Source organism: Gimesia sp., from assembly GCF_048260065.1.
GTDB lineage: Bacteria > Planctomycetota > Planctomycetia > Planctomycetales > Planctomycetaceae > Gimesia.
Window position 1 is genome coordinate 245,173 of sequence record NZ_JBLXHC010000010.1, and the last position, 22,379, is coordinate 267,551.

Annotated in this window: 12 protein-coding genes; 5 read left to right on the forward strand and 7 right to left on the reverse strand. The window is 52.7% G+C overall.

The features are described 5' to 3' along the window. Window positions 1-46: 46 nt before the first annotated feature. The 3 genes from ACN0YN_RS19260 to ACN0YN_RS19270 all read left to right on the forward strand — a co-directional run bounded on the left by ACN0YN_RS19260 (window position 47) and on the right by ACN0YN_RS19270 (window position 9,635). Entirely contained in the window at window positions 47-3,949 is a 3,903-nt protein-coding gene (locus ACN0YN_RS19260) for a right-handed parallel beta-helix repeat-containing protein (protein ID WP_417386633.1), read from the forward strand. A 161-nt stretch (window positions 3,950-4,110) separates the two neighbouring features. Further along, window positions 4,111-7,008, forward strand: coding sequence for a right-handed parallel beta-helix repeat-containing protein (locus tag ACN0YN_RS19265; RefSeq protein ID WP_417386634.1), 2,898 nt, complete (start codon window positions 4,111-4,113; stop codon window positions 7,006-7,008). 251 nt (window positions 7,009-7,259) lie between these two features. Further along, window positions 7,260-9,635 (forward strand): right-handed parallel beta-helix repeat-containing protein, encoded by a 2,376-nt coding sequence (locus tag ACN0YN_RS19270; RefSeq protein WP_417386635.1) that lies wholly within the window; start codon window positions 7,260-7,262, stop codon window positions 9,633-9,635. Window positions 9,636-9,644: 9 nt separating this feature from the next. Here ACN0YN_RS19270 and ACN0YN_RS19275 read toward each other — a convergent pair whose 3' ends face one another. Together ACN0YN_RS19275 and glnA are read right to left on the reverse strand one after the other, a co-directional pair. Further along, the gene (locus ACN0YN_RS19275; RefSeq protein WP_417386636.1) at window positions 9,645-10,997 is read right to left on the reverse strand and encodes a carbon-nitrogen hydrolase family protein; all 1,353 of its coding nucleotides are present in this window, start codon (window positions 10,995-10,997) and stop codon (window positions 9,645-9,647) included. A 176-nt stretch (window positions 10,998-11,173) separates the two neighbouring features. Beyond that, window positions 11,174-12,586, reverse strand: a complete 1,413-nt coding sequence (gene glnA, locus ACN0YN_RS19280) for a type I glutamate--ammonia ligase (RefSeq protein WP_417386637.1) — start codon at window positions 12,584-12,586, stop codon at window positions 11,174-11,176. A 403-nt stretch (window positions 12,587-12,989) separates the two neighbouring features. Between glnA and ACN0YN_RS19285 the strand changes: the two genes are divergently transcribed. Next, window positions 12,990-14,666 carry an alkaline phosphatase gene (locus ACN0YN_RS19285; RefSeq protein WP_417386638.1) on the forward strand — a complete coding sequence of 559 codons (1,677 nt, stop codon included), beginning with the start codon at window positions 12,990-12,992 and terminating at the stop codon, window positions 14,664-14,666. A 12-nt stretch (window positions 14,667-14,678) separates the two neighbouring features. Here ACN0YN_RS19285 and ACN0YN_RS19290 read toward each other — a convergent pair whose 3' ends face one another. From ACN0YN_RS19290 to ACN0YN_RS19305, 4 genes are read right to left on the reverse strand one after another with little or no spacing between them, the layout of a single operon-like run. Continuing rightward, the gene (locus ACN0YN_RS19290) at window positions 14,679-16,931 is read right to left on the reverse strand and encodes a penicillin-binding transpeptidase domain-containing protein (protein WP_417386639.1); all 2,253 of its coding nucleotides are present in this window, start codon (window positions 16,929-16,931) and stop codon (window positions 14,679-14,681) included. A gap of 10 nt (window positions 16,932-16,941) precedes the next feature. Then, entirely contained in the window at window positions 16,942-17,478 is a 537-nt protein-coding gene (locus ACN0YN_RS19295) for a hypothetical protein (protein WP_417386640.1), read from the reverse strand. A 12-nt stretch (window positions 17,479-17,490) separates the two neighbouring features. Next, entirely contained in the window at window positions 17,491-18,456 is a 966-nt protein-coding gene (locus ACN0YN_RS19300; RefSeq protein ID WP_417386641.1) for a rod shape-determining protein MreC, read from the reverse strand. Window positions 18,457-18,474: 18 nt separating this feature from the next. Further along, the gene (locus tag ACN0YN_RS19305) at window positions 18,475-19,524 is read right to left on the reverse strand and encodes a rod shape-determining protein (protein WP_417386642.1); all 1,050 of its coding nucleotides are present in this window, start codon (window positions 19,522-19,524) and stop codon (window positions 18,475-18,477) included. A gap of 288 nt (window positions 19,525-19,812) precedes the next feature. On the opposite strand from ACN0YN_RS19305, the gene ACN0YN_RS19310 reads away from it, so the two are divergent. Then, on the forward strand, window positions 19,813-20,454 hold the full coding sequence (locus ACN0YN_RS19310) for a CPBP family intramembrane glutamic endopeptidase (protein WP_417386643.1): 642 nt from the start codon (window positions 19,813-19,815) through the stop codon (window positions 20,452-20,454). A gap of 479 nt (window positions 20,455-20,933) precedes the next feature. Here ACN0YN_RS19310 and ACN0YN_RS19315 read toward each other — a convergent pair whose 3' ends face one another. Then, window positions 20,934-22,139, reverse strand: coding sequence for a redoxin family protein (locus ACN0YN_RS19315; RefSeq protein ID WP_417386644.1), 1,206 nt, complete (start codon window positions 22,137-22,139; stop codon window positions 20,934-20,936). Between the last annotated feature and the right edge of the window lie 240 nt (window positions 22,140-22,379).

Consider the following 22,379-nt stretch of genomic DNA (forward strand, 5'->3'; position numbering starts at 1 on the left):
GCGACGACTATTGGCATGACTCACTTTCTCTTCAGGATTCGAGATCATGACACGGATTTGTCTCGCGATAACGATGGCTCTATTTCTCTGGGAATCCAGCGATCCCCTGGCCGCCGGTACGTACAATCCGATCTCGCTGGGCTTTGATGACAGCGTTGAAGACAGCTTCCGGGAAAGCCCGGCTTCGGTCACGATTTATCCTGAAGAACAAAACTATGAAGCGGATGTTTCGGAGCTGTTTGGCGCCCCGAGTCTGTTTGGCCGTTATCATCCTCACTTTGGTTACCGGCATCAACTGGGCGATACCATCGGGCGTCAGGGAGGTCTCTCCTCCTTTGATCTGTTCGTTCCTCTGCTGGAAGATCACGACAGCGAATGGCTGTACTTCGTCGATGCAAGAGTTCTGCTGGACGACCAGAACAATAATCTCGGTTCCAATCTGGGACTGGGCGTACGTCGTTATCTTCCGGGAATTGAACGCACCCTGGGCGGCTATGTGTATTACGATTCGCGCGATACCGGAGTTGCCAGTTTTCAACAGATCTCAGGCGGTATTGATCTGCTGGGCAATAACTGGGATATGCGGCTGAACTGGTATGCTCCAACCGGAGAAACACGCACACAGTGGGGGCAAAGCATCAGCGGTGATGGCACCTATCGCTTTGTCGGTCATTACCTGAGAACCGGTGCGGTGACCCGTTATTACCAGGCAGCCATGACGGGAATCGATGCGGAAACCGGTTACAAATTCTATTCCGGAATGAATACTGATTTCCGCGTATACGGGGGCGCCTATTTTTTCCAGGCCGAAGAGAGCAAACATGCCAGTGGCTGGAAGACCCGCGTGGAAAGCCGGATCTCAGATATGGTCTCTCTGAATGTGAGTGTGCAGCACGACACCGTCTTTCAGACAACGGTGAACTTTGCCGCCTCCATTCAGTGGCCGAGCCTGTCCGGTCTCAAAGACGGACCGCGTTCGAACCTGACCGCGTATGATCGCCTGGGAGAAAGCCCGGAACGACTGCGCAGCATCGTGGTTGACAATCAGACGGTTGAAGACCCCGACGGGCTGTACCTGATTAATCCGGCGACGGGTAATCCGTATTACTTCATGCATGTTTCCCCTGGCGGAAACAGTGACGGCTCGTACGAAGATCCCTACGCCACGCTTGCCAAAGCGTTCGCCGACCCGCGGACACAACAGGGTGATCTGATTGTGTACGATCATCGGAATACCTCCGAATCGGGAACTTTTATTCTGGGCCCCGACACCCGCGTACTGTCTACCGGGCCGGCACAATACATCAATACCCAGTTCGGAGTCATGCAACTCCCGGATTCCAATTCAGGCCTCACGCCACAAATCACGGGTAACTTCGTCATGGAGAACAACACCGAGCTCAACGGCTTTGATCTGTTTAACAGCAGCGGTCCTTCCATCACTGCGTCCGGGACAGGAAATATTCTGGTCAGCCGAAATACTATCACCAACAGTTTCAACGGCTCTGCTGTTTCGCTGACAGGCTTGACGGGGCCTGTGACATTCAGCCAGACTCCAATCAATAAGACGAATGGAACAGGCGTCACAGTGTTAAACAGTAACGCAGATATCACTTTCACGAACAGCCCTGTCACTGCTGTGAACGGAAACGGAATCGATCTCCAGAATACGGGGGGCACAATCCGCTTTGGTCAGATCACAACGACCAATGGTGACATCTCCGCGAATATCGTCAACAACGCTGCTGATGTGACTATTGATTCCTTAAGCAGTACCGATGCCGCAACCAGCGGCCTGGTACTTAATAACCAGACCGGCAGCCTGACATTGAACGGCGGAACCTTTTCCAACAGCGGCGTCGCAGGCGTGCAGATTATCAACTCACAGAATATTACCTTACGAGACATCACGATCGATACACCGGTGTCAAATGCGACCGGTGCATCCATCCTTGCCAATGGAGTGAGTCATCTACTGGTCTCCAATAACGCGATGACTCACTCCGGGGCCGGCACCGCAATCAGCCTGTCCAATCTCACAGGTCCTGTCACTTTCGACCAGACTTCCATCAGTAAATCAGATGGCCTGGGCGTCTCCATCAATGGGGGAACCGGAGACGTCACGTTTACCGACAGTGCGATCACCAACACCAATGGCGACGGACTCGACATCCAGAATGTCACCGGCACGATGCTCTTTGGTCAGATCACGACGACCAACGGTACGAACTCCATTTACATCGACAATACAGCTGCCGACATTACCATCGCCGGTCTCAACAGCACAGATGCCGGTAACTCCGCCATTAATATCAATGACCTGACCGGCAGTTTCACTCTGAACAGTGGTACGATTACCGACAGTGTCGCAGCGGGAGTCAACATCAACGACTCAACCAACATCACACTGGAAAGTACGACCATCAACACAGCACTCGCTGTCGGCAGCGGTTCTTCGATCCTTGCAGACGGCATTGGCAATCTGACCGTTTCGAACGGGGCCATCACCCACGAAGGGACCGGCACCGCCGTCAGTCTGTCGAATTTAACCGGGCCTGTCTCATTCAGTTCTAATGCCGTCAATAAAACGGGTGGTCTGGGCGTCTCCATCACAGGGGGGACGGGAGACGTCACATTTACAAACAGTGCCATCACCAATACCGACGGCAACGGGCTGGATGTGCAGACCGCAGCCGGCACGATGAACTTCGGACAGATCTCAACCACCAACGGTACGAACTCAGTGAGTGTGAGCAATTCTGCTGCTGACATTACCATCGCGAATCTGATCAGTACAGATGCGGCCAACAATGCCGTGCTGGTCAATAATCTGACTGGCAGCTTTGCACTCAATGGTGGAACATTCACCAACAGTGGTGCCGCCGGGGCTCAGATCACGAACTCTTCGAACGTTTCCATTCAGAATGTCACCATCGACACGCCGGGCACTCATGGAATTTTCGCACAGAACATCAACAACTTTAACTTCTCCGGAAACTTTATCGATGATGCCGCCCAGGACGGAATTCATGTTGAAAACGCATCAGGTACCGCTACGATCAGCGACAACAGAATTCGCAGTATCCTCAGCGCTTTTGATAATGCCATCAGTGTGACTACGAATGGTAATATCAACCTGGACATGGATGACAATATCATTTCCAGCCTGCTGACGATTGGAAATAACGGCATCGATGTGACGACTCTCTCGGGAGACGCCACCATCCGGATTCGCGGGAACAGGATCACCAGCATTGCCAATGGTTTTGGAGATGCGATTCACTACACGGGTAATTCTTCCGGTACGATGAATACCACGATTACGGGGAACACCATTCAGAATGATGCAGGGCTCTTCAATAATGCGATTGACGTACGTTACAACGCCGGTTCAGCCAACACGACGATCTCAGCAAACACCATCGATTCGAATGACCTGGTCAACGTCCTGGAAGCGGGCATCTATCTCGATCTGAATACAACCGGGTCCACCGAAACGTTCATTGAAGAAAACATTATTTCTGCAGATGCCGTTGCCGGGCTGTTTAATGATGGCATCTCCGTGTTCATTGAAGCGGGAACCGACAACATCGTGCACATCAATGAAAACGAAATTGGTAAAGCCATTGATCTGCTGTTGAACGACAGCATCGAAGTGCGGATGAGCAGTACCGGCAACGCTACCGGGCACGTGCAGGTCAATGATAACGAGCTCTTCAGCACGCTCGGAATCGGCCTGAATGTCTCTGTTCTGACTTCAGACACTCTCAGTATGCAGATTCAGGGCAATGACACCGGGCTGCTTTCAATCATGAACTTCAATACCGGTCTGGGAAGCACGCTCAATATTGAGGATCTGCCGAATCTCTCTACCAATAATAACGGTACGCTTTACCTGTTACTGGGTCTCGGCACCGTTCAAAATACCACTGACTGGCTGCTCCCCTGATCACAATACCTGCAAAGCTTAACGGCATCCTATCTTAACTGACCTGAACTGAACAGGCGGCGTGTATCAAATGTGAAGCACTGACAAAGATTGCATTTCAGGAATCAATTTCAGACTGTCGAGAAAATTGATAACAATATTTTCTCACTGGAATGGACTCCATGAAACGAATTTGCTTCGCACTACTGATTGCCCTGGGTACCCCCTGTTTTCTGGCTGCAGAAACACTTGACCCCATCATGGAACCCGCTGGTGTCCCACAGGAAAACATCAGTGGCGACGTTTCAGAACTCTTTGGCGATTCTGCGTGGTTTGGTCGCTATCGCCCCCATTTCGGCTACCGTTATGAAGCGGGAGACACCGTCGGACGAATTGGAGGGCTCTCTTCCTTCGACGCTTTCTTCCCGGTCATTGAAGGCAATGACAGCGACTGGCTGATGTTTATCGACGCCCGTCTGCTCCTGGGTGACGATAATCACAACCTCGGCTCCAACGTGGGTCTGGGTGCCCGTCAGTACATCCCCGAATATCAGCGGACCATCGGAGCCTACGTCTACTACGATACCCGCGATGCAGGCTACGCGAACTTCGATCAGGTTTCCGGCGGGATTGAAACCCTCGGTGATATCTGGGACGCCCGCCTCAACTGGTATGTTCCTACTGGCACAAGACGGAAACAATATAACACGACACACGTCAACAATGGTGGCAGCTACCAGTTCATCGGACACTATTTGTACGGCGGCACTTTCACTCGCTACTATCAGGCCGCGATGACAGGCGTTGACATGGAAGCGGGTGCGAAGTTCTACACAAACGACTATATGGATCTCCGCGCTTATGCAGGCTGGTACCACTTCCAGGCATCGGGAAGCCCGCAGGCCTGGGGCTGGAAGTCCCGCGTGGAAAGCCGCATCTCGGATGTGGTTTCGTTGAACCTCAGCGTACAGAATGATCGTGTCTTCGATACCACAGTCAACTTTGCTGTCGGCATTCAGTGGCCCAGCATCACCGGTCTGCGAAACGGTCCCCGCTCCGATCTGAAGGCGTGGGATCGCCTGGGTGAAAGCCCTGAACGGCTCCGCACGATCGTGGTCGATAATCAGGAAATCCAGGATCCCAACGGCGGTCTGATCATCAATCCTGCGACCGGTAACCCATATTACTTCATGCATGTTGCCACTGGCGGGAACAGTGACGGTTCTTATGAAGATCCTTATGCCACTCTCGCTGCTGCCTTCGCTGACCCGCGGACACAGCAGGGTGATCTGATTGTCTACGATCACCGAAATGGATCAGAAACCGGTAACTTCGTCCTGGCTGACAATACACAGGTTCTGTCTGAAGGACCGGCACAGTTCATCAACACCAACATCGGATCAATCCAGCTGCCCGGTTCTGGTACGGGTATCAACCCGGCTATCACCGGTAGCTTCACGATGAGCAATAACAGTGTTCTCTCTGGTTTTGATATTACAACCACATCCGGTAATTCGATTATTGCCAACAACGTCGGAAATATTCGGATTGCCAACAGTACGATCACAAATACATCGACAGGTGCTGGCATTAATCTGGAACAAGTGACGGGCACCATTACTGTAGAGAATACTCCGATCTTGAAAACCAACGGACGGGGCCTGCGAGTTCTCGGTGGTGACGCGGATATTACTTTCACAAACAGCACCATTACAACAAACAACGGTTCAGTCTCTGTCGACATCCAGCAAAATGCTGGTTCAGTTCAGCTCGGCCAGCTGAATATCACGGATTCCAACTATGATGTTTTCATCTCCAGCAGTTCAGCAAATGTCACAATTGAAGAATTAAACAGTACGAATTCGGTCAATGGACCTCTTTATATTGAGCATCACACCGGCAGTGTCACCCTGAATGGCGGTACGTTTAACGGCAGCAGCACGGGGGTCTACGTTAATGATGCCCAGAATGTGACCGTTCAGAATGTGACGATGAATGCCCCGACCAATTACGGCATCAATGCGAATGACGTCACAAACTTCAATTTCTCAAACAATACAATCAATAATGCCGGTCAAGATGCCATAGAAGTTACCAATGCCTCTGGGACAGGCACTATCAGCAATAACAAGATCCACAGTATCGTCACCGCCTTCGACAATGCGATTGAAGTCACCACCAATGGAAACATCACACTCAATATCGACAACAACACCATCGACAGTCTGATCGCCATCGGCAATAACGGTATCGATGTCACCACCAACTCGGGTAACGCAACGGTCAACATCCGCGACAACCAGATCACCAGTATTGCCGACGCATTCGGCGATGCGATCTATGTGACCAACAACTCAACCGGTAACATGAACACCACGATTACAGGGAACATGATCACCAATACCCTGGCCGGCTTCGGGGATGCTATTACCTACCACGGTACCGCCAATGGTGTGATGACGACGAACATTTCCAACAATACGATTAACAGTACTGCGGGACTCTTTGGAAATGGGATCAACGTCATTTACGATAACGGTTCCGCCACGACAACGATTTCGCAGAACACAATCGACTCAGACGACGTCGGAAATCTGTTTGGAACCAGCATCTATCTCAACCTGAATACAACAGGGACCACGACTTCTTATATCACAGAGAACATTATCTCTGATGACAATAATGCGGCCCTGTTTACAGACGGGATTGCCGTGGACATTGATCGGGGTGCAAACAACACTCTCTTCATCAATAAAAACAAGATTGCTCAATACGGGGGAGTCTTTGATGACGGCATTGAGATCGTGGCGGACACATTATCTGGCGCTTCTGCCAATGTCCAGATCCACGACAACATTCTCAACGGCAGCGCCGGGATTGGCGGACGAGGACTTGATGTCTTCACCTCGTTTGGATCGAATTCGCTTCTGCTGGATGTAATGGGGAACAACACCGATACATCTCTGTACTTCGAAGCCGTACTGGGGGGAGAGATACTTGTTGAGGATCTGCCGAACCTGCAGATCAACAATAACGGCGCCTCAATCACGACCATCGGAAATGTGCAGAATGCCCCATAACGACCGGCAATTTCTGCTGAAACTTCGGCTGCATCCAAGACTGATTCCCTGCTGAAAGCCATTCACGATTGCACCAGCACTGATACGTTACAACGCACAGCCACCACCCATTACCCCCAGCTTAACCAACCGGAAGAACTGTCAGGAACCGTATAAGTTTGACGTATCCTGATTGAAGCCTCTGTAGTCTCTCGTCGAAGAAAACTTCAACGGTTTTGATTTAGACGTGAGCATCTACGGGAATGGATTCCATGAAGCGGGCCTGGTTGGGACTATTTTATTTCCTCTGCACACCTCTGATTTTATCAGCCAATACCCCAGACTCAGCACCCGCGCCGCAGTCAGAAAATGTGCAGGCGGATGTCGCCGAACTCTTTGGAGATGCCGGCTGGTTTGGACGCTATCATCCCCATTTCGGCTATCGCTACCAGGCGGGTGATACCATTGGACGCATCGGCGGACTCTCTTCCTTCGACGGTTTCCTGCCCCTCTTTGAAGGTGAAGACAGCAATTCCCTGTTCTTCCTCGACGCCCGACTTCTCATTGACTCCGACAGCACAAGCCTCGGCTCCAACGTCGGCTTTGGTGCCCGCCGCTATCTTCCCGAATGGGAAAAAACCGTCGGTACATACCTCTATTACGACACGCGCAACGCCGGCTACGCGAACTTCAGCCAGGTTTCAGGCGGTGCGGAACTCCTCGGTGATTTCTGGGAAGGCCGCCTCAACTGGTATGTTCCCACAGGTACCCGGCGGAAGCAGTGGGGTTCCAGCATGTCTGGCACAGACAACTATTATTTCTCAGGCCACTACCTCTACGGGGGAACGCTCACCCGCTATTACCAGGCCGCGATGACCGGCGTTGACATGGAAGCGGGCCGCAGAATTCTCACCGGTTTCAATACCGACGTCCGTGCCTTCGCCGGCTGGTATCACTTCCAGGCGCAAGGCAGTCAACAGGCCTGGGGCTGGAAATCCCGCATCGAAAGCCGCATCAACAACCAGGTCGCCCTCAACCTCAGCGTTCAGAACGACCGCGTCTTCAATACCACCGTCAACTTCTCCGTCTCCTTCCAGTGGCCCAGCATCACCGGACTCAAAAACGGCCCCCGCATGGACCTGACCGCCCGTGATCGTCTCGGTGAAAGCCCCGAACGACTCCGGGCCATTGTCGTCGACAATCAGGAACACGCCAGTGCCAGCAATTCGCTCATTCGTAATCCCGCTACCGGCAATCCTTACTACTTCATGCACGTCGCCGCGGGGGGCAACAGCGATGGTTCTTACAACGATCCCTACGAAACACTCACCAAAGCCTTTAACGACCCACGTACCCAGGCTGGCGATCTGATCGTATTCGATCATCGCGGCAATACCGAAACCGGCGACTTCACCCTGGCCCCTGGCACACAGGTGATGTCTTCAGGTCCCGCCCAGTTCATCAACACCCAGTTTGGTCAGCAGCTTCTCCCCGGATCCAACACCGGACTCTTCCCGCAGATCAACGGCAGCTTCACGATGAATGATCGCACCCTGCTTTCCGGCTTCCGGATTGTCACAATCGACGAAAGTCCTTCCATCAAGGCCGACGGTGCACAGCAGATCACGATCACTCACAATACAATTTCTAACGATGCCAACAACGGCATTTTCCTGGAAAACGCACGCGATATCTTCATCCGCAACAACACGCTGCAGGCCATTGATGACGACATGATTGAAATCGTCGACAGTTCAGGCCAGATCGTCATCGCGGATAATACCCTCAGAAGCCTGGTCAGCGACGCAGGCCCGGCTGTCTTCGGAGATGCCATCTCGGTCTCTGTCAATAACGACGCCCAGATCGACATCGATCGCAACACGATCACCAGCGAAGTCCAGGGCTCCGACTACGGCATCAATATCACTACGAACGCCGGCAATATCACCACCCGCATCCGCGAGAATACCATTACCGGCGTCGACTTCTCGCTGGCTGGCGGGATCAGATATACGGGCAAATCAAGCGGATTCGCGGAGACAACAATTACTGACAACATTATTCTGAACGATGACGACATCGTCCCGGGATCGGCCGTCTTTAATGGAATCTCTATTAACTATCAGAACGGATCGGCAAATACGAACCTCTCAAATAACGTGATCGCCACGAATGATCATGCAACCGGAGGGAGAGGAATCTGGCTGAATTATCAGACCAGTGGCACCACGACGACCACCGTCAATAATAATACCATTTCAGATTCCACCGATAACAATGTCTTTTATTACGGGCTGATTGCCGAGGTGAGCCAGGGTACGAACCATGACTTTTTCATCACGGATAATAAGATCGGCCCCAATCTGTTTAACATACGTGTCGATGTCACCAATGGTGCCGCAGCGAATATGCAGGTCTCTCAGAATATATTTGCAAACAATGGCGGCACGAGTGGCGACCTGCTGATCTATTCGGAAAACGCCGGCTCTGACCTGACCATGCAGATCTTTAACAACACGGCTTATCAACCATTCGAATTCTCTACGAATTCCGGAGGCATCATCAGAATTCAGGACCTCGCTGATCTCTCGACCAATAATAACGGCGTTACCGTCAATGCCACGGGTAACGTTGTGAATGCGCCGTAAGTCAGATCATCAGGGTTTCGTATCGACAACAGGGCGATGTCGTTCGATCTGGGATTTGAAATCACCCAGACTCTGCCAGTACAGCGGGTGATTCAGGTCTACTTCGGTCACCGCGACCGTCCCCCAGTCTTTCGCCTGTGCCAGCGGTTTGCCGTCATGTCCGTAAATCGCAGAGATCATCCAGTTGGATGAAGTATCCGTGTAAGTACTGCTGATGACATACACATGATTTTCACAGGCGCGTGCGGCACCGAGCATGGGATTGCAGCCCCAGACCGGCCAGGCGATGACCTCGGCTCCGTTCTTACTCAATTCGCGGGCGACTTCCGGAAAGAACCCATCGTAGCAAACCATCATGCCCACTTTTCCAAAACGGGTTTCAAACACGGGATACTCGCTTCCCGGTGTCACGCCCCCTTCGATCTCTCCACGGGGAAGCGTGACTTTGCGATACTTGCCGACCATTTTTCCATCGGGGCCAATCAGCACCGCGACGTTATAAACCAGGTGCGCCGCCCGCTCGTAAAGGCCGACGACGATATACAGGTCATGCTTCTTAGCCAGTTCACCAAAGTACTTTGTCGAAGGCCCGGGGATCGGCTCTGCGGTTTCCGCATAAGAGAGTCCGGTGCCATACACGGTAATCGATTCCGGTAAAACCACCAGATCGGCTTTCTGTTCCGCAGCCTGCTCAATCAGCTTTGCGAACTGGGCCGGTTTGTCGCTCGGTTTTTTCCCTGCTTGAGGCCGATGATGGATGGTCGCCAGGCGTACGATGCGGGGTTTTAAATCTTCGGTCTGCGTTAAGCTGATATTGCTCCAGAGAATTTTGGAATGAGGTGCCCCCCAGCGAAAATGTAATTCGACTTGAACCTGCGCCGCTTTTTCAGGAGCGCGGTAGACCCCGCCGACCTTCGTCCAGCCCGAGACAGTCTCCTGGTCTCCGGGAAATTCGGGTTCAGCCCGCGGGTGTTCTCCCGGTCGATAAGACGCGAACGAGGGTTCATCCCGCGTGACCCATTTTCCATTTTGATCCAGCCAGATCAGCCGGGCAATACCAGCGCGACGGACCAGATCAATGCCTTCGGTTTTTCGCTGCGCCGTGAATTGATACGTCTTTCCCCCTTCAACAGGGAACATTTTCTGAATGTGGCCCATCAAGCCTTCGCGACCGTCTGCCTGGATCAGAAAGGCGCCCCGCTGATCGGGCCCGGCATCCGCTTTCCAGGAAATCTCGGGCCTCAGTTCTTCGCGAGGCGTCATCGGCTGCCAGCCATCGTGCAATCCCGGTTCACCTGCCCATCCTGTCTGACAGACCAGCAGCAGTACAAAGAACATCGAAAGGCCAGATGCACGTTTCATGAAGACTTCTCCGGGAACTGAAAATCGTTTCTGAAGCGGGGAACAGCAAGCCGAGGTAACGCCCCCTCTTCAAATATGTTAACACAAGCCTCTGCAGAACACAGCAAAAAACAGAGTTTTCGCCTGATGCGCAGCGGTGTGAGATTGCGAGCCGGGAAATTTTCAAAGTCGCCGATTTAAATGTCGTAGTACATGGCGAATTCGTAGGGGTGGGGTCGTTCGCGCAAAGCGGCGACTTCCTGATTGGTCTTGTACCAGATCCAGGTATCAATCACATCTTCCGTGAAGACATCGCCGTTCAGCAGAAACTTGTGGTCTTCGCGCAGTGCCTGCAGCGCGTGTTCGAGTGAGTCGGGTACGCTGGGGAGTTCCGCCAGTTCATCCGGTTTCAGATCGTAGATATCTTTTTCCAGGGGATGACCGGGGTCAATCTTGTTCTGGATCCCGTCCAGCATCGCCATCAATACCGCCGACATCGCCAGGTAAGGGTTGGAAGAGGAATCGGGGCAGCGGAATTCGAAGCGTTTGTTTTCTGGATGTGGACTGTGCACGGGAATGCGGATCGCCGCCGATCGATTACGGTAACTGTAAGTCAGATTGATGGGTGCTTCAAAACCGGCAATCAGGCGTTTGTAACTGTTGGTGGTCGGACAGCAGAAGGCAAACAGCGCCGGTGCATGTTTGAGAATCCCGCCCATGGCGTACATGCCCATTTCGCTGAGTCCGCCATAACGCGAACCTGCAAATAACGGTTTGCCGTCTTTCCAGAGCGACATATGCAGATGCAGTCCGGAACCGTTGTCGTTCCACAAAGGTTTCGGCATGAAGGTGGCGGTTTTGCCATGTTTGGCGGCGACGTTTTTGACAATGTATTTGTATCGCAGCAGATTGTCAGCCGTTTTTAACAGCGGCGCGTATTTCATATCAATTTCGCACTGACCGCCGGTCGCGACTTCGTGGTGCTGGGCCTCGACATCGACGCCGCACTCCATCAGTGCCAGCATCATCTCGGTACGGGCTTCCTGCAGAGTATCCGCGGGAGGAACGGGGAAGTATCCTTCTTTGTGGCGGATTTTATAGCCGGCGTTCGGAGAGCTGCCTGCTTTACCCCGATTCCACTGCCCTTCGATACTGTCCACATGGTAATAACATTCGTGCTCGTTCTGATCGAATCGCACGTCGTCGAAGATGAAGAACTCGGCTTCGGGTCCAAAATTGGCGACATCGGCAATTTTTGTCGACCGCATGTAGCTTTCTGCTTTTCGGGCAACATTGCGCGGATCTTTAGCATAGTCTTCGCGGGTAATCGGGTCCTGAATATTACAGGTCATCACCAGCGTATTGGACATAAAGGGATCAACAAAGGCAGTATCCGGCTGTGGAACAACCAGCATGTCGCTTTCATTAATCGCTTTCCAGCCACGCATTGAGGAGCCGTCAAAACCAAAACCGTCTTCGAAGCTCTTCTCTACCAATATCTTAGCAGGAATAGTGAAATGTTTTTGGGTTCCGGGGAAATCCATAAACCGTAAATCAACGGCTTGAATTTCCCGTTCACGACAGAGGGCGAGCACTTCCCGAGGAGTCATCTTATTTTCCTGATCTGAGTTAGTCATTCCTTGAAGATTCTATGGTATTACCGAATATCTTAATAATGCAAAACATATACCATTCCTGAAATTTGCACAATTATCAGGCAGCCTGTATCGTTAGTACAGGTTTTTCTCATGCGACTGATCGTTGAATCGTCCCCAAAAGCCGGGTTCACTCGTGACTGAGAGATGTACCTCTGCATTGATACATATGCACCCCTCCCACAGATTTTCGAACGGCAGCAGGATCGAAGTGAATGGCGGTATCAGTAATCTCCAAAACTTAACTGAGGCTTCACGCCCCGCGCTTTACAAACAGTGTCGGACTGCGGCTATAATGACTCGATACCCGCCGGTTTTCATCACGAATGATTCTGCTTTCTTCAATCCCGAGGCTACCATGAATTTTGCTGTTTCTTCCAGCCTGCTGACGCTGGTCCTGCTTCTCAACCTGGCTCCTGTTCTGGCGGAAAAACCGACTGAAGATTACATTCGCAAGATCCAGACCGCAGCCATCAAGAATAAAAAGAGCCCGATTGCCCACTGGGGCTATGATCCGGACAACTATACCCAGTGGTCCAGTCATTCCCTGCGACTGATACCGGTTTACACTTTCGGAACCAAAAATGGCGTGCCCGGCTACAATTTGAATTCTTACACCGGCAAGAACAGCGCTTATCGCGACCAGAAAAAACTCGAAGCCATTTACGGGTTTCTGCCTGAGAATACGCTGAACCCCAAAGCCAAATACCTGGACCAGACGAATCTCTACGACATCCAGGCAGCGGCTCTCAAAGCAGGCAAAAAGAATATCATCCTGTTCGTGTTTGACGGCATGGACTGGCAGACTACCCGCGCTGCGGCCCTGTATTACAATGGAGCCGACAAGTATAACAGCGGTCGCGGGACCGGATTCCATTTTCAGGATTATACGGCTGACGGAACTTCCCAGTTTGGCTACATGGTTACCGCACCTCACAATGACGGCTCCAATGTGGACGTCAACACGCAGAAAGTTTTGAACCCGGGCGGGAAAATGCGTGGAGGCTACAATGCGACCAAAGGAGGTCCCACTCCCTGGAAAGCAGGCAACGATAAAAAATACCTGATCGGCAGCCCCGGCAATAAATATGGCGAGCACGCTTACCCCGACTCGGCGAATACGGCGTCTTCCATGACAACAGGCATCAAGTCGTACAACAACGCCATCAATGTCGACCCCAATGGAGCACCTGTTGCTACCATCGCTCACGAAGCACAGGAAAAAGGTTATTCCGTCGGCGTGGTCACCAGCGTTCCAATCACGCACGCGACACCTGCCGCCGCTTATGCCCACAATGTCAGCCGCAACGACTATCAGGACCTGGCTCGCGATCTGCTGGGACAGACTTCCATCTCACATCCGGAGGAAGCAATGCCCGGTCTGGATGTCGTGCTGGGGGGAGGCTTTGGCACGCTGGAAAAACCGAGCGGCGGTAAATCGCATGGCAAGAACTTCGTACCCGGCTGGAAATACATCTCGGAAGAAACCATCACCAAAGCAGACGTCAAGCAGGGCGGAAAATATACGGTCGCTTTAAGAACTCCCCAGGTCAAAGGGAAGGACGGACTCAAACAGGCAACCGACGCCGCCATCAAAAATAAAACGCGACTGCTGGGTGTGTATGGCGTCGCACAGCATGCGGCGCATCTGCCGTTCCAGACAGCCAACGGCGATTACCAGCCGGCACCCGGATTGAAGAACAGCGCCGAAGTTTACTCGGAATCGGATATCTCAGAAAACCCGACACTCGCCGACATGACCGAATCAGCCCTCGCGGTTCTCGGTCAGAACAAACAGGGGTTCTGGCTGCTGGTGGAATCAGGTGATGTCGACTGGGCCAACCACGACAATAATCTGGACAACTCCATCGGCGCAGTCAAAAGCGGCGACGCCGCGTTCAAAGTAATTACGGACTGGGTGGAAAAGAACAGCAACTGGGATGAAACACTGGTGATTCTCACCGCCGATCATGGACACTACCTGCACATCGATCAGCCGGAAGCGTTGATCCCGCCAAAGAAAGAGGCGAAATAAAAACGGACGGTTTCAGTTTGCCTGCAGTCGGGCAGTCGCTGGCTGCAGCAATCCGGTCTCCAGCATTGCGCGAACCAGTTTCTGCGCGACTGGCCCGGCGACACGGCTGCCGGAACCGCCGTGCTCGATCACAACGGCAAATGCATATTTAGGCTGGTTCGCTGGTACGAAACCGGCGAACCAGGCGTGATCGTTTTTGCCGCCGCCCGTCTCTGCAGTCCCCGTTTTGCCGGCGATGCTGATTTCTTTCATCCGTACCGTTTTGTACCCGGTACCGTGAGGATTCGCCACCACGTCAACCAGCCCTTCGCGCACCCGCTCCAGTGTATCCGGATGAATGCCGCTCACGTAGCGTTGAGGATGCGAGAGAATCTGTCGTGTAGTGTTCGTCGATTCCGCAGACGGAACAATACTGTAAGCCAGATGCGGAACAACCAGTTCACCATTATTGGCAACGACCGCCATCAGCCGCGCGATCTGTAACGGCGTCACTGTCAACCGGGACTGACCAATGGCAATGCCCAGTGTGTCACCCGGATACCAGGGGGACTTCCCCTGTTTGCGGTCGGGTGAAGGATCGGGCAGATGACCGCCGCGCTCGCCGGGAATATCGATGCCGGTCGGCTTGCCGAACCCCAGTTGATCCGCCCAGTAGCAGATCGTCTCGGGTCCCATCGTGCGGGCCGCCTGAAAAAAGTAGACGTTGCAGGACTGGCATAACGCCTGCGTCAGATTGATGTCGTTGTGACCGACTCCATAGTGGCGGTAAATGAAGTCGCGATGTCGATCGGGACGGTCCAGATAACCGCGACAGGGATACATTTCATCTGGATCGATCTTGCCGCTTTCCAGCAGCGCGATTGATGTCAGCGCTTTAAAGGTCGAACCGGGGGGCAGCATCATCTGCGTCGCCCGGGGGAACAAAGGACGACGGGGATCATCCAGTACCGCCTGCCATTCCTCGGGTGAAGGGTTCAACAACAGATTGAGGTCATAGCGCGGCGCAGACGCGGTAGCAACAATTGCACCGCTGCGAACATCAAGCACGACCACACAGCCTCCCGTGGAAGGCTCGATGACGGGGGAACCCTGTTCATCCTTCTCCTGCGCTAGTTCGTCCAGCGACTGATCCAGCAGGTTCTGAACTTCACTCTGCAGTCGTGTATTCAAAGTCAGCACGACATCATCGCCTGACTTGGGTTCGCGAACGACTTCGCTGCGAATGATTTCCCCCTGCCGGTTTTTCACAACGCGTTTTAAGCCACGCAAGCCACGCAGGAACCGGTCATAGGAACGTTCAATTCCCATTTTGCCGATACGGTCCCCTTCCTGATAATCCAGCGGATCTCCCTGCGGAAACTGCTGCTGTCTGGCAGCCAGTGTTTTCTCATCAATGCGATGACGAATGCCCAGTTCGTGCGGCGCAATCGTTTTCTGTGGATATTCGCGGAGGGTGGCAACCTGAATATTCACGCCGGGAAAGTGTTCCGGATTTGCAGAAATCGCCAGCGCGATCTCGCGCGGAATCCCGGATCTGATCGTGTGATAGTCCAGTTCCTCGCGGACGACAATGCGTTCCCGACGCGGACGACGCGGAGGCCGCGTTAATGTTTCTTTCAGCAGTTTCCAGAACGCGGTCGGATAGTTCGCCGGATCGGTTTCGGCCGTCTCTTCGACCGGTTCTGTGGACGGCGTCTCCGCTCGCTTTTGCTCGGCTCTCTCATTCACGCTTTGAATGATCTTTTCAACGCGTTTCTGAATCTCATTACCGGATGTCAACAGATCCTGCTGCGGAACCCGCATCACCAGTGCCAGTTCTTCCCACAACTGCTGGCGACGTGCAAGTACTTTTTCCTGTGCCGCCTCGACTTTTTCTTTCTGACGACGCTCAACCGGTTTCAACAGAGTAAGTGCCTGCTGTTTTAACCAGCGTTCGTTGGGCGGTTCTTCCAGCCAGCGGTAATGCACCTGCAGATCGAAGCGTTCGACATCCATTGCCAGTACGCGACCGTCAATGGAAACGATGCGTCCGTCTCGACTGGGAATCGTCTCGAAAGATTCGGTTGTCTTGCCGAACTGGGAGTAAAAATGCTCGGCGTTCATCATCTGAATGAACGCCAGCCGCCCCCCGACCGCCAGCAGCGGCAGCAGCAGAAATAGACCCAGCAGACAGACGCGCAGTCCGGGCAGACGATCCACCTGAAACGGATTGCCGTTCCCATCGCTGTCTGAATTCAGATGGTTACTGCCGGGACGATTACGCATCGAGATTAATCTACTGATAGTATTGAGGGGAATAGGAGGCTGAACCGCTCCTGATAGTCGAAAGGTCAAAGGGAATCAGTTTAATCAGCATCAGAAAGCACAGTCCCACCACTGCGGTCGCCAGACTGTTGCCTGCTGACTGCTGCACGATGCCTGGGAGTTCAGAAATCATTTCTGCTCCCGCTCCCAGACGGTTCAAAACCTGGAACAGGCTGTCGAACAGAAATGACAGGCAGGCCAGCATCACAAATCGACTGAAGAGTGAACGCAGCTGAAAGTGAATCTGTACCCGCCAGGCAAGCCAGACCAGAATCGTCAACAGAAAGACTCCCGACCCGGGAATCGCGGAATCGAATGCTTCACACACCAGTCCTGACAGTAACGCAGCAAAGATGACACGTGCATCACGGAGCCAGAACAATGCCAGACCGGTGACCAGCACGAGCAGATTCGGACGATAGCCTGCGGGACTCCACTCAGGCACGACACTGATCTGAGCAATCAGACTGACATATCCCAGTAACAGCAGGCTGAATAATTTCATCATGCACGGCCCCCTTCAGTTCGCCAGCATCCGGCGTGGATTGATAATCTGTCGCAGTACACTGACCTGTTTGACTTCCGCAAGTTTGACCGCCGGTTCCACAATGATTTTCCAGTAAGGCGCACCGCGGGGAAGTTCCGCTTCAATCACGCGACCGTAATACATGGGTTGCCCGAGTGTGGACTGCATACTGAGAGGGAGTTCGCGATCGACTTCTCCCGTATAAACATCCTGCCCGACCTGAATTGATTCGGTAGGCGGAATCTGCAGCAGTTCGCATTTGCCTTCCCCCAGACCGACCAGAATTCCATCGGTCCCCAGCTGCAGCCCCTGCTCTGTATGGCGGGCAATGCGTGCTGAGCCGCGATACTTGACCGACGTGATGGGGATCAGGCTGCTGGTCCAGCTGCCGACCTCGTCAATTTTTCCAATCACGGCCTGCCCTGCATACAAGGCATAACCGGCTTTGATTCCCTGTGCAGTCCCCTGATCGATCAGAGGATAATCGGATTCCAGCACGAACGACGATTCGAACACGCCCTGCTCGCGTCCCTGGTTGAGGAACTGTCCTTCCCGCAACAGAGAGATCGCAGATTCGCCCAGAATCTGCGCTTCGAGCAGATCGGGAACCAGCAGGCGGTCACTGGATTGGGTCTGATAGTTGGGAATCCCTGTCTGTTTCAGACGCTGTAACTCTTCGGTCACCTGCAGCGACTGCAGTTCCAGTCTGCGGTTTGCCTGTTTACTTTCGTTCAACTGTTGTTCGAGCTGTTTCAATCGTGGATCGGGAGCTTCCGATTTTACCACTGTCGATTCCCAGCTTTTAAGCTGCTGGACCAGTGCCAGACCGGGTCTGGCTGCATCGCGAATCAGATGATAGACGCGGCTCGAATAAGCAGTCGGCATTGCATACAGGCTGCCTGAGACCAGCAGTGCCATCAGGACCAGTTTGATTTCTGAAAACCGCGTTTCGCGTTTCATAAACTTGAGACCCGTCCTTTAAAAATCGCCATCGCCATTATCAAAGGCATGTCGCCACTGGCTGAGATGTTCGAGACAGATCGCAGTTCCCCGCGCGACGGTCCGCAAAGGATCCTCATCCACGCGGACGGGAATTCCCAGTTGTTCGCTCATGTAATACGCCAGGCCGCGAAGCAGCGCGCCGCCCCCCGTCAGTACCAGACCGTTGTCAGCCAGATCGGCGACCAGTTCCGGTTTACACTGTTCGATCGTCTGCTTGCAGCAGTTGAGGATGGATTCCAGCGGTCCATGCAACGCATCACGCAGTTCTTCACTGGTTACAATCGCTTTGCGGGGAATGCTGCTGATGATATCCAGGCCTTTGACTTCCCCCGTCAGTTCCTGTTCCAGTGGATAGGCGCTCCCCAGTTCCAGCTTGAGGTCCTCTGCGGTTTGCACGCCGATCCGCAGCGAATAATGCTGCTTCATGTATTCGACAATCGCTTCATCGCAGCGGTCGCCACCAATGCGAACTGAATTACTGACGACGGTATCGCCCATACTCATGATGGCGACTTCCGTCGTGCCCCCCCCGATGTCACAGACCATGCTCGCCATCGGTTCGGAGATCGGCAGACCGGCTCCGATGCCAGCTGCTTTCGATTCTTCAATCAGGTAGACACGTCCGGCACCGGCCCGCTCGGCACTGTTGAACACGGCCCGTTTCTCGACCGGCGTGATACTGCCGGGAACCGCAATGACCACCCGGGGTCGCAAACCACGCGAATGATGGCGGGCTTTGTGGATGAAATAACGGAGCATCGCCTCACAGAGTTCGAAGTCGGTAATCACCCCTTCCTTGAGGGGGCGGACCGCGATGATACTGTCAGGCGTGCGGCCCAGCATCTGTTTGGCCAGCTTCCCGACCGCCGTCCCTTTGCCCAGAATTTTGCGGCTGCCTTTGTGCAACGCGACGACCGATGGTTCGTCCAGCGCAATGCCCTCGCCCTGGATCGCGACGATGGTGTTCGCCGTTCCCAGATCGATCGCCAGATCAGGACAGAGCCATTGACGTAAACGGTGCAGCATCCTTGCACTACCGCTTCTTATGAAAAAGAATTAAGTGGGCTGAACAGAATCAGGAACGAAACTCAACAAACCATTCTTGAGTCGCCTGCTATTCACAAAACTTCCTGTTAAGATTGGGAAAATGTATTCGAGATGGTGAGTTTCTGCAAGATGCAGTTTCGAAACAGCCAGAACACTGTAAAAACAGGTAAACCTGGCTGCTTTGGCTGGCTGATGAGAATTTGGATTGGGGACTTTTCGTGCTATAATCCCAATGAAAACCTGAAACAGAGAGTGAACGAATAATCTATGGCCGACTGGGATGAAGAAGAAGATTTTGAAGAGACGACTGCGCCAGAACAGCAATCTTTCATCTTAGGTGGCTCTCTGATTTCGATCGGCATCATCGTGATTGCCTTCGGTGTCGGCTGGGGACTGGATGTCAGCCCGCTTGCCAACCTGAACTGGAACTGGACCGACCTCTTAATTGGTGCGCTGGCGGCGCTCCCGTTGTACCTGTTTTTCTTCTGGACCGCCAAACTGCCAATCAAAGGTTTTCAACAGATCCAGCAGTTCCTGATCGAAGAACTGGGCCCCCGTGTCGAACATGGAAAGATCTGGGAACTGTTCATCCTCTGTATCTTTATCGGGCTCGGTGAAGAGATGCTGTTTCGCGGCGTGCTGCAATCCTGGGCAACCCAGTACGGCGTGATCGTTGCGATTGTCTTCACCAACATTCTGTTCGGCGTTTTACATTCGATCACACGGCTCTACGTCATCGTGGCCACGCTGATGGGTGTTTACATGAGCCTGCTGCTGATTCTGTTCACCCCACAGAACCTGCTGATCCCTGTCACCACGCATACCGTGTACGACTTCATGTGCTTCCTGTATATCATGCATTTATACCGCCAGCAGAAACTGCAAGAGCAGGCATACGAAGCTGAATAATCCGTCTTTGTTTTTTCTGCTATGAAAAACACGAAACGACACGAAAGTATCTGGTCGGTGAGAAGTAACAACTTTCGTTGAGTAAGAAGAAAATCGGGTGCCCCCGAATGCAATTCGGGGTTGTCGCAGGCAACAGGAAATCGTCAGGAAAAGTATTCGAACGGCTGGAGAGTTTCCGATTCAGTTTTCTGTAGGGTGCGGCCCCATGTGTCCGCCCGCCTGGTGATGATCGAACTGGTTTCGACCCTGGAACGGGACCATTTAAAAACGTTCGCAGCGCGACAATGCAAAGCTCATCGATACTGCGGGCAAACACATGGGTTTGCCCCTACGTGAAATGTTCGCTTACACTATCAGTTTCCTGCTCGCTGCGCTCGTACCGAATTGCATTCGGTACCACCCATTGTTTTTTCATTTCGTGTTTTTCGTGGTAGAAATAATTAAATTGAATAAGGGGGTATCAATTCAATCGCATCCTTTTACTTCGCTTTGATCAACTGTTTCAATTTGTCTCGATCAGACTGCTTCCACAGTTTCAGATTGCCGAAGATGTTCCCCTGACGGTCAATCACAATGGTACTCGGGAAACTGTTGATCCCGTATTCGACGTTCATTTTTGCATTCGCAATCGGCTCGCCTTCAGGAGTGTAAGGCAATTTTTGAAAACGGGTGAGGGCTACCGGAAAGTCAAGCTGCTTCCCTTTCCAGATCTCTTTTTGAACTTTCGCCAGCCTTGCATCCAGTTCTTTCACGGAATTCACTTCATCATCTTCCCCGTAAGGTGTGTGAATGCCGACGATCGCAAGTTCCTCCTGCGAATATTGTTCCCGCAGTTTAAACAGTTCCGGAATTCCCGAGAGAACACAAGGGCCACACCACCAGCCCCAGAATTCGAGAATGACGACTTTCCCCCGGAGTTGTGACAGTTTAACAGGTCCGTTTTTCCATTCCTGAATATCGACAATTTCGGGGGCAGGCTTACCCTCCAGCAGAATCCATTTTTTAGCGGAGGCATCTGCTGTTCCTGCATCATGTTTTGTTTCGCCCGCTCTGATCTCGATGTTTTTTTCGATTGGACAGATCGTTTCCCCCGCTGCAACCAGTCTGTATTTACCCGGCGGTAGATAGAAATGCAGCGTCGATCCTGTCTCGCTACACCAGACGCAGATCAGATCATCCGAACCGCAAAAACCTCGCACCTCAACTGGTTCTTTCCCGATTCGAGTGAGTTGGCTGCTTTTGATCTGCCAGGTGACATGGCATTCGGGATACATCGTCAACACCAGCGGCGACTGCTTGTCTTCTATCAAATCCGTCCGTTTCACAGCGACCAGGCCGCGCCCCGCGTGACGCGCATAGACCATGCCGCGATATTTACCTGGATCGCGAAACCGAATGAGCCCTTTCGCGTCTGATTTGAGCTCAAAATGACCGAAAGTCCAGTTCGCCCCCTGATTAGGATCATAGCCATTGACTATGACCACCATGCCAGTCTGCGCCCCGACCACTGGCTTGCCTGCTTCATCTACGAGTTTCACTGTGAGAAACGGCTTGACCTTCTCCGTCGCTTTATTCTGCTCCTCTGCAGCAACCACGAGTGAAACAAAGACCGGTGACATCAGCACCATCAAATACCGCCAGAGTCGCATTTTCTTCTCCGCAAACAGACCTGTTGTTAAGTTCATCCATTCTGAAGACAGAAGCGAATCGCATGTTTGTTTAGCGGAATGTGAGATTTCACAGATTTCATTCGGAATGGATCAATCCTGGTTGTCGGAGAATACAGGAAACCGTCAGGGTAGACTTAAGAACTGAGGAGATGCTCGGCCCGGTTTTCTACCACGAAAAGCACGAAACGACACGAAAGTACCTTATTGGTGAGAAGTAACAACTTTCGTTGAGTAAGAAGAAAATCGGGTGCCCCC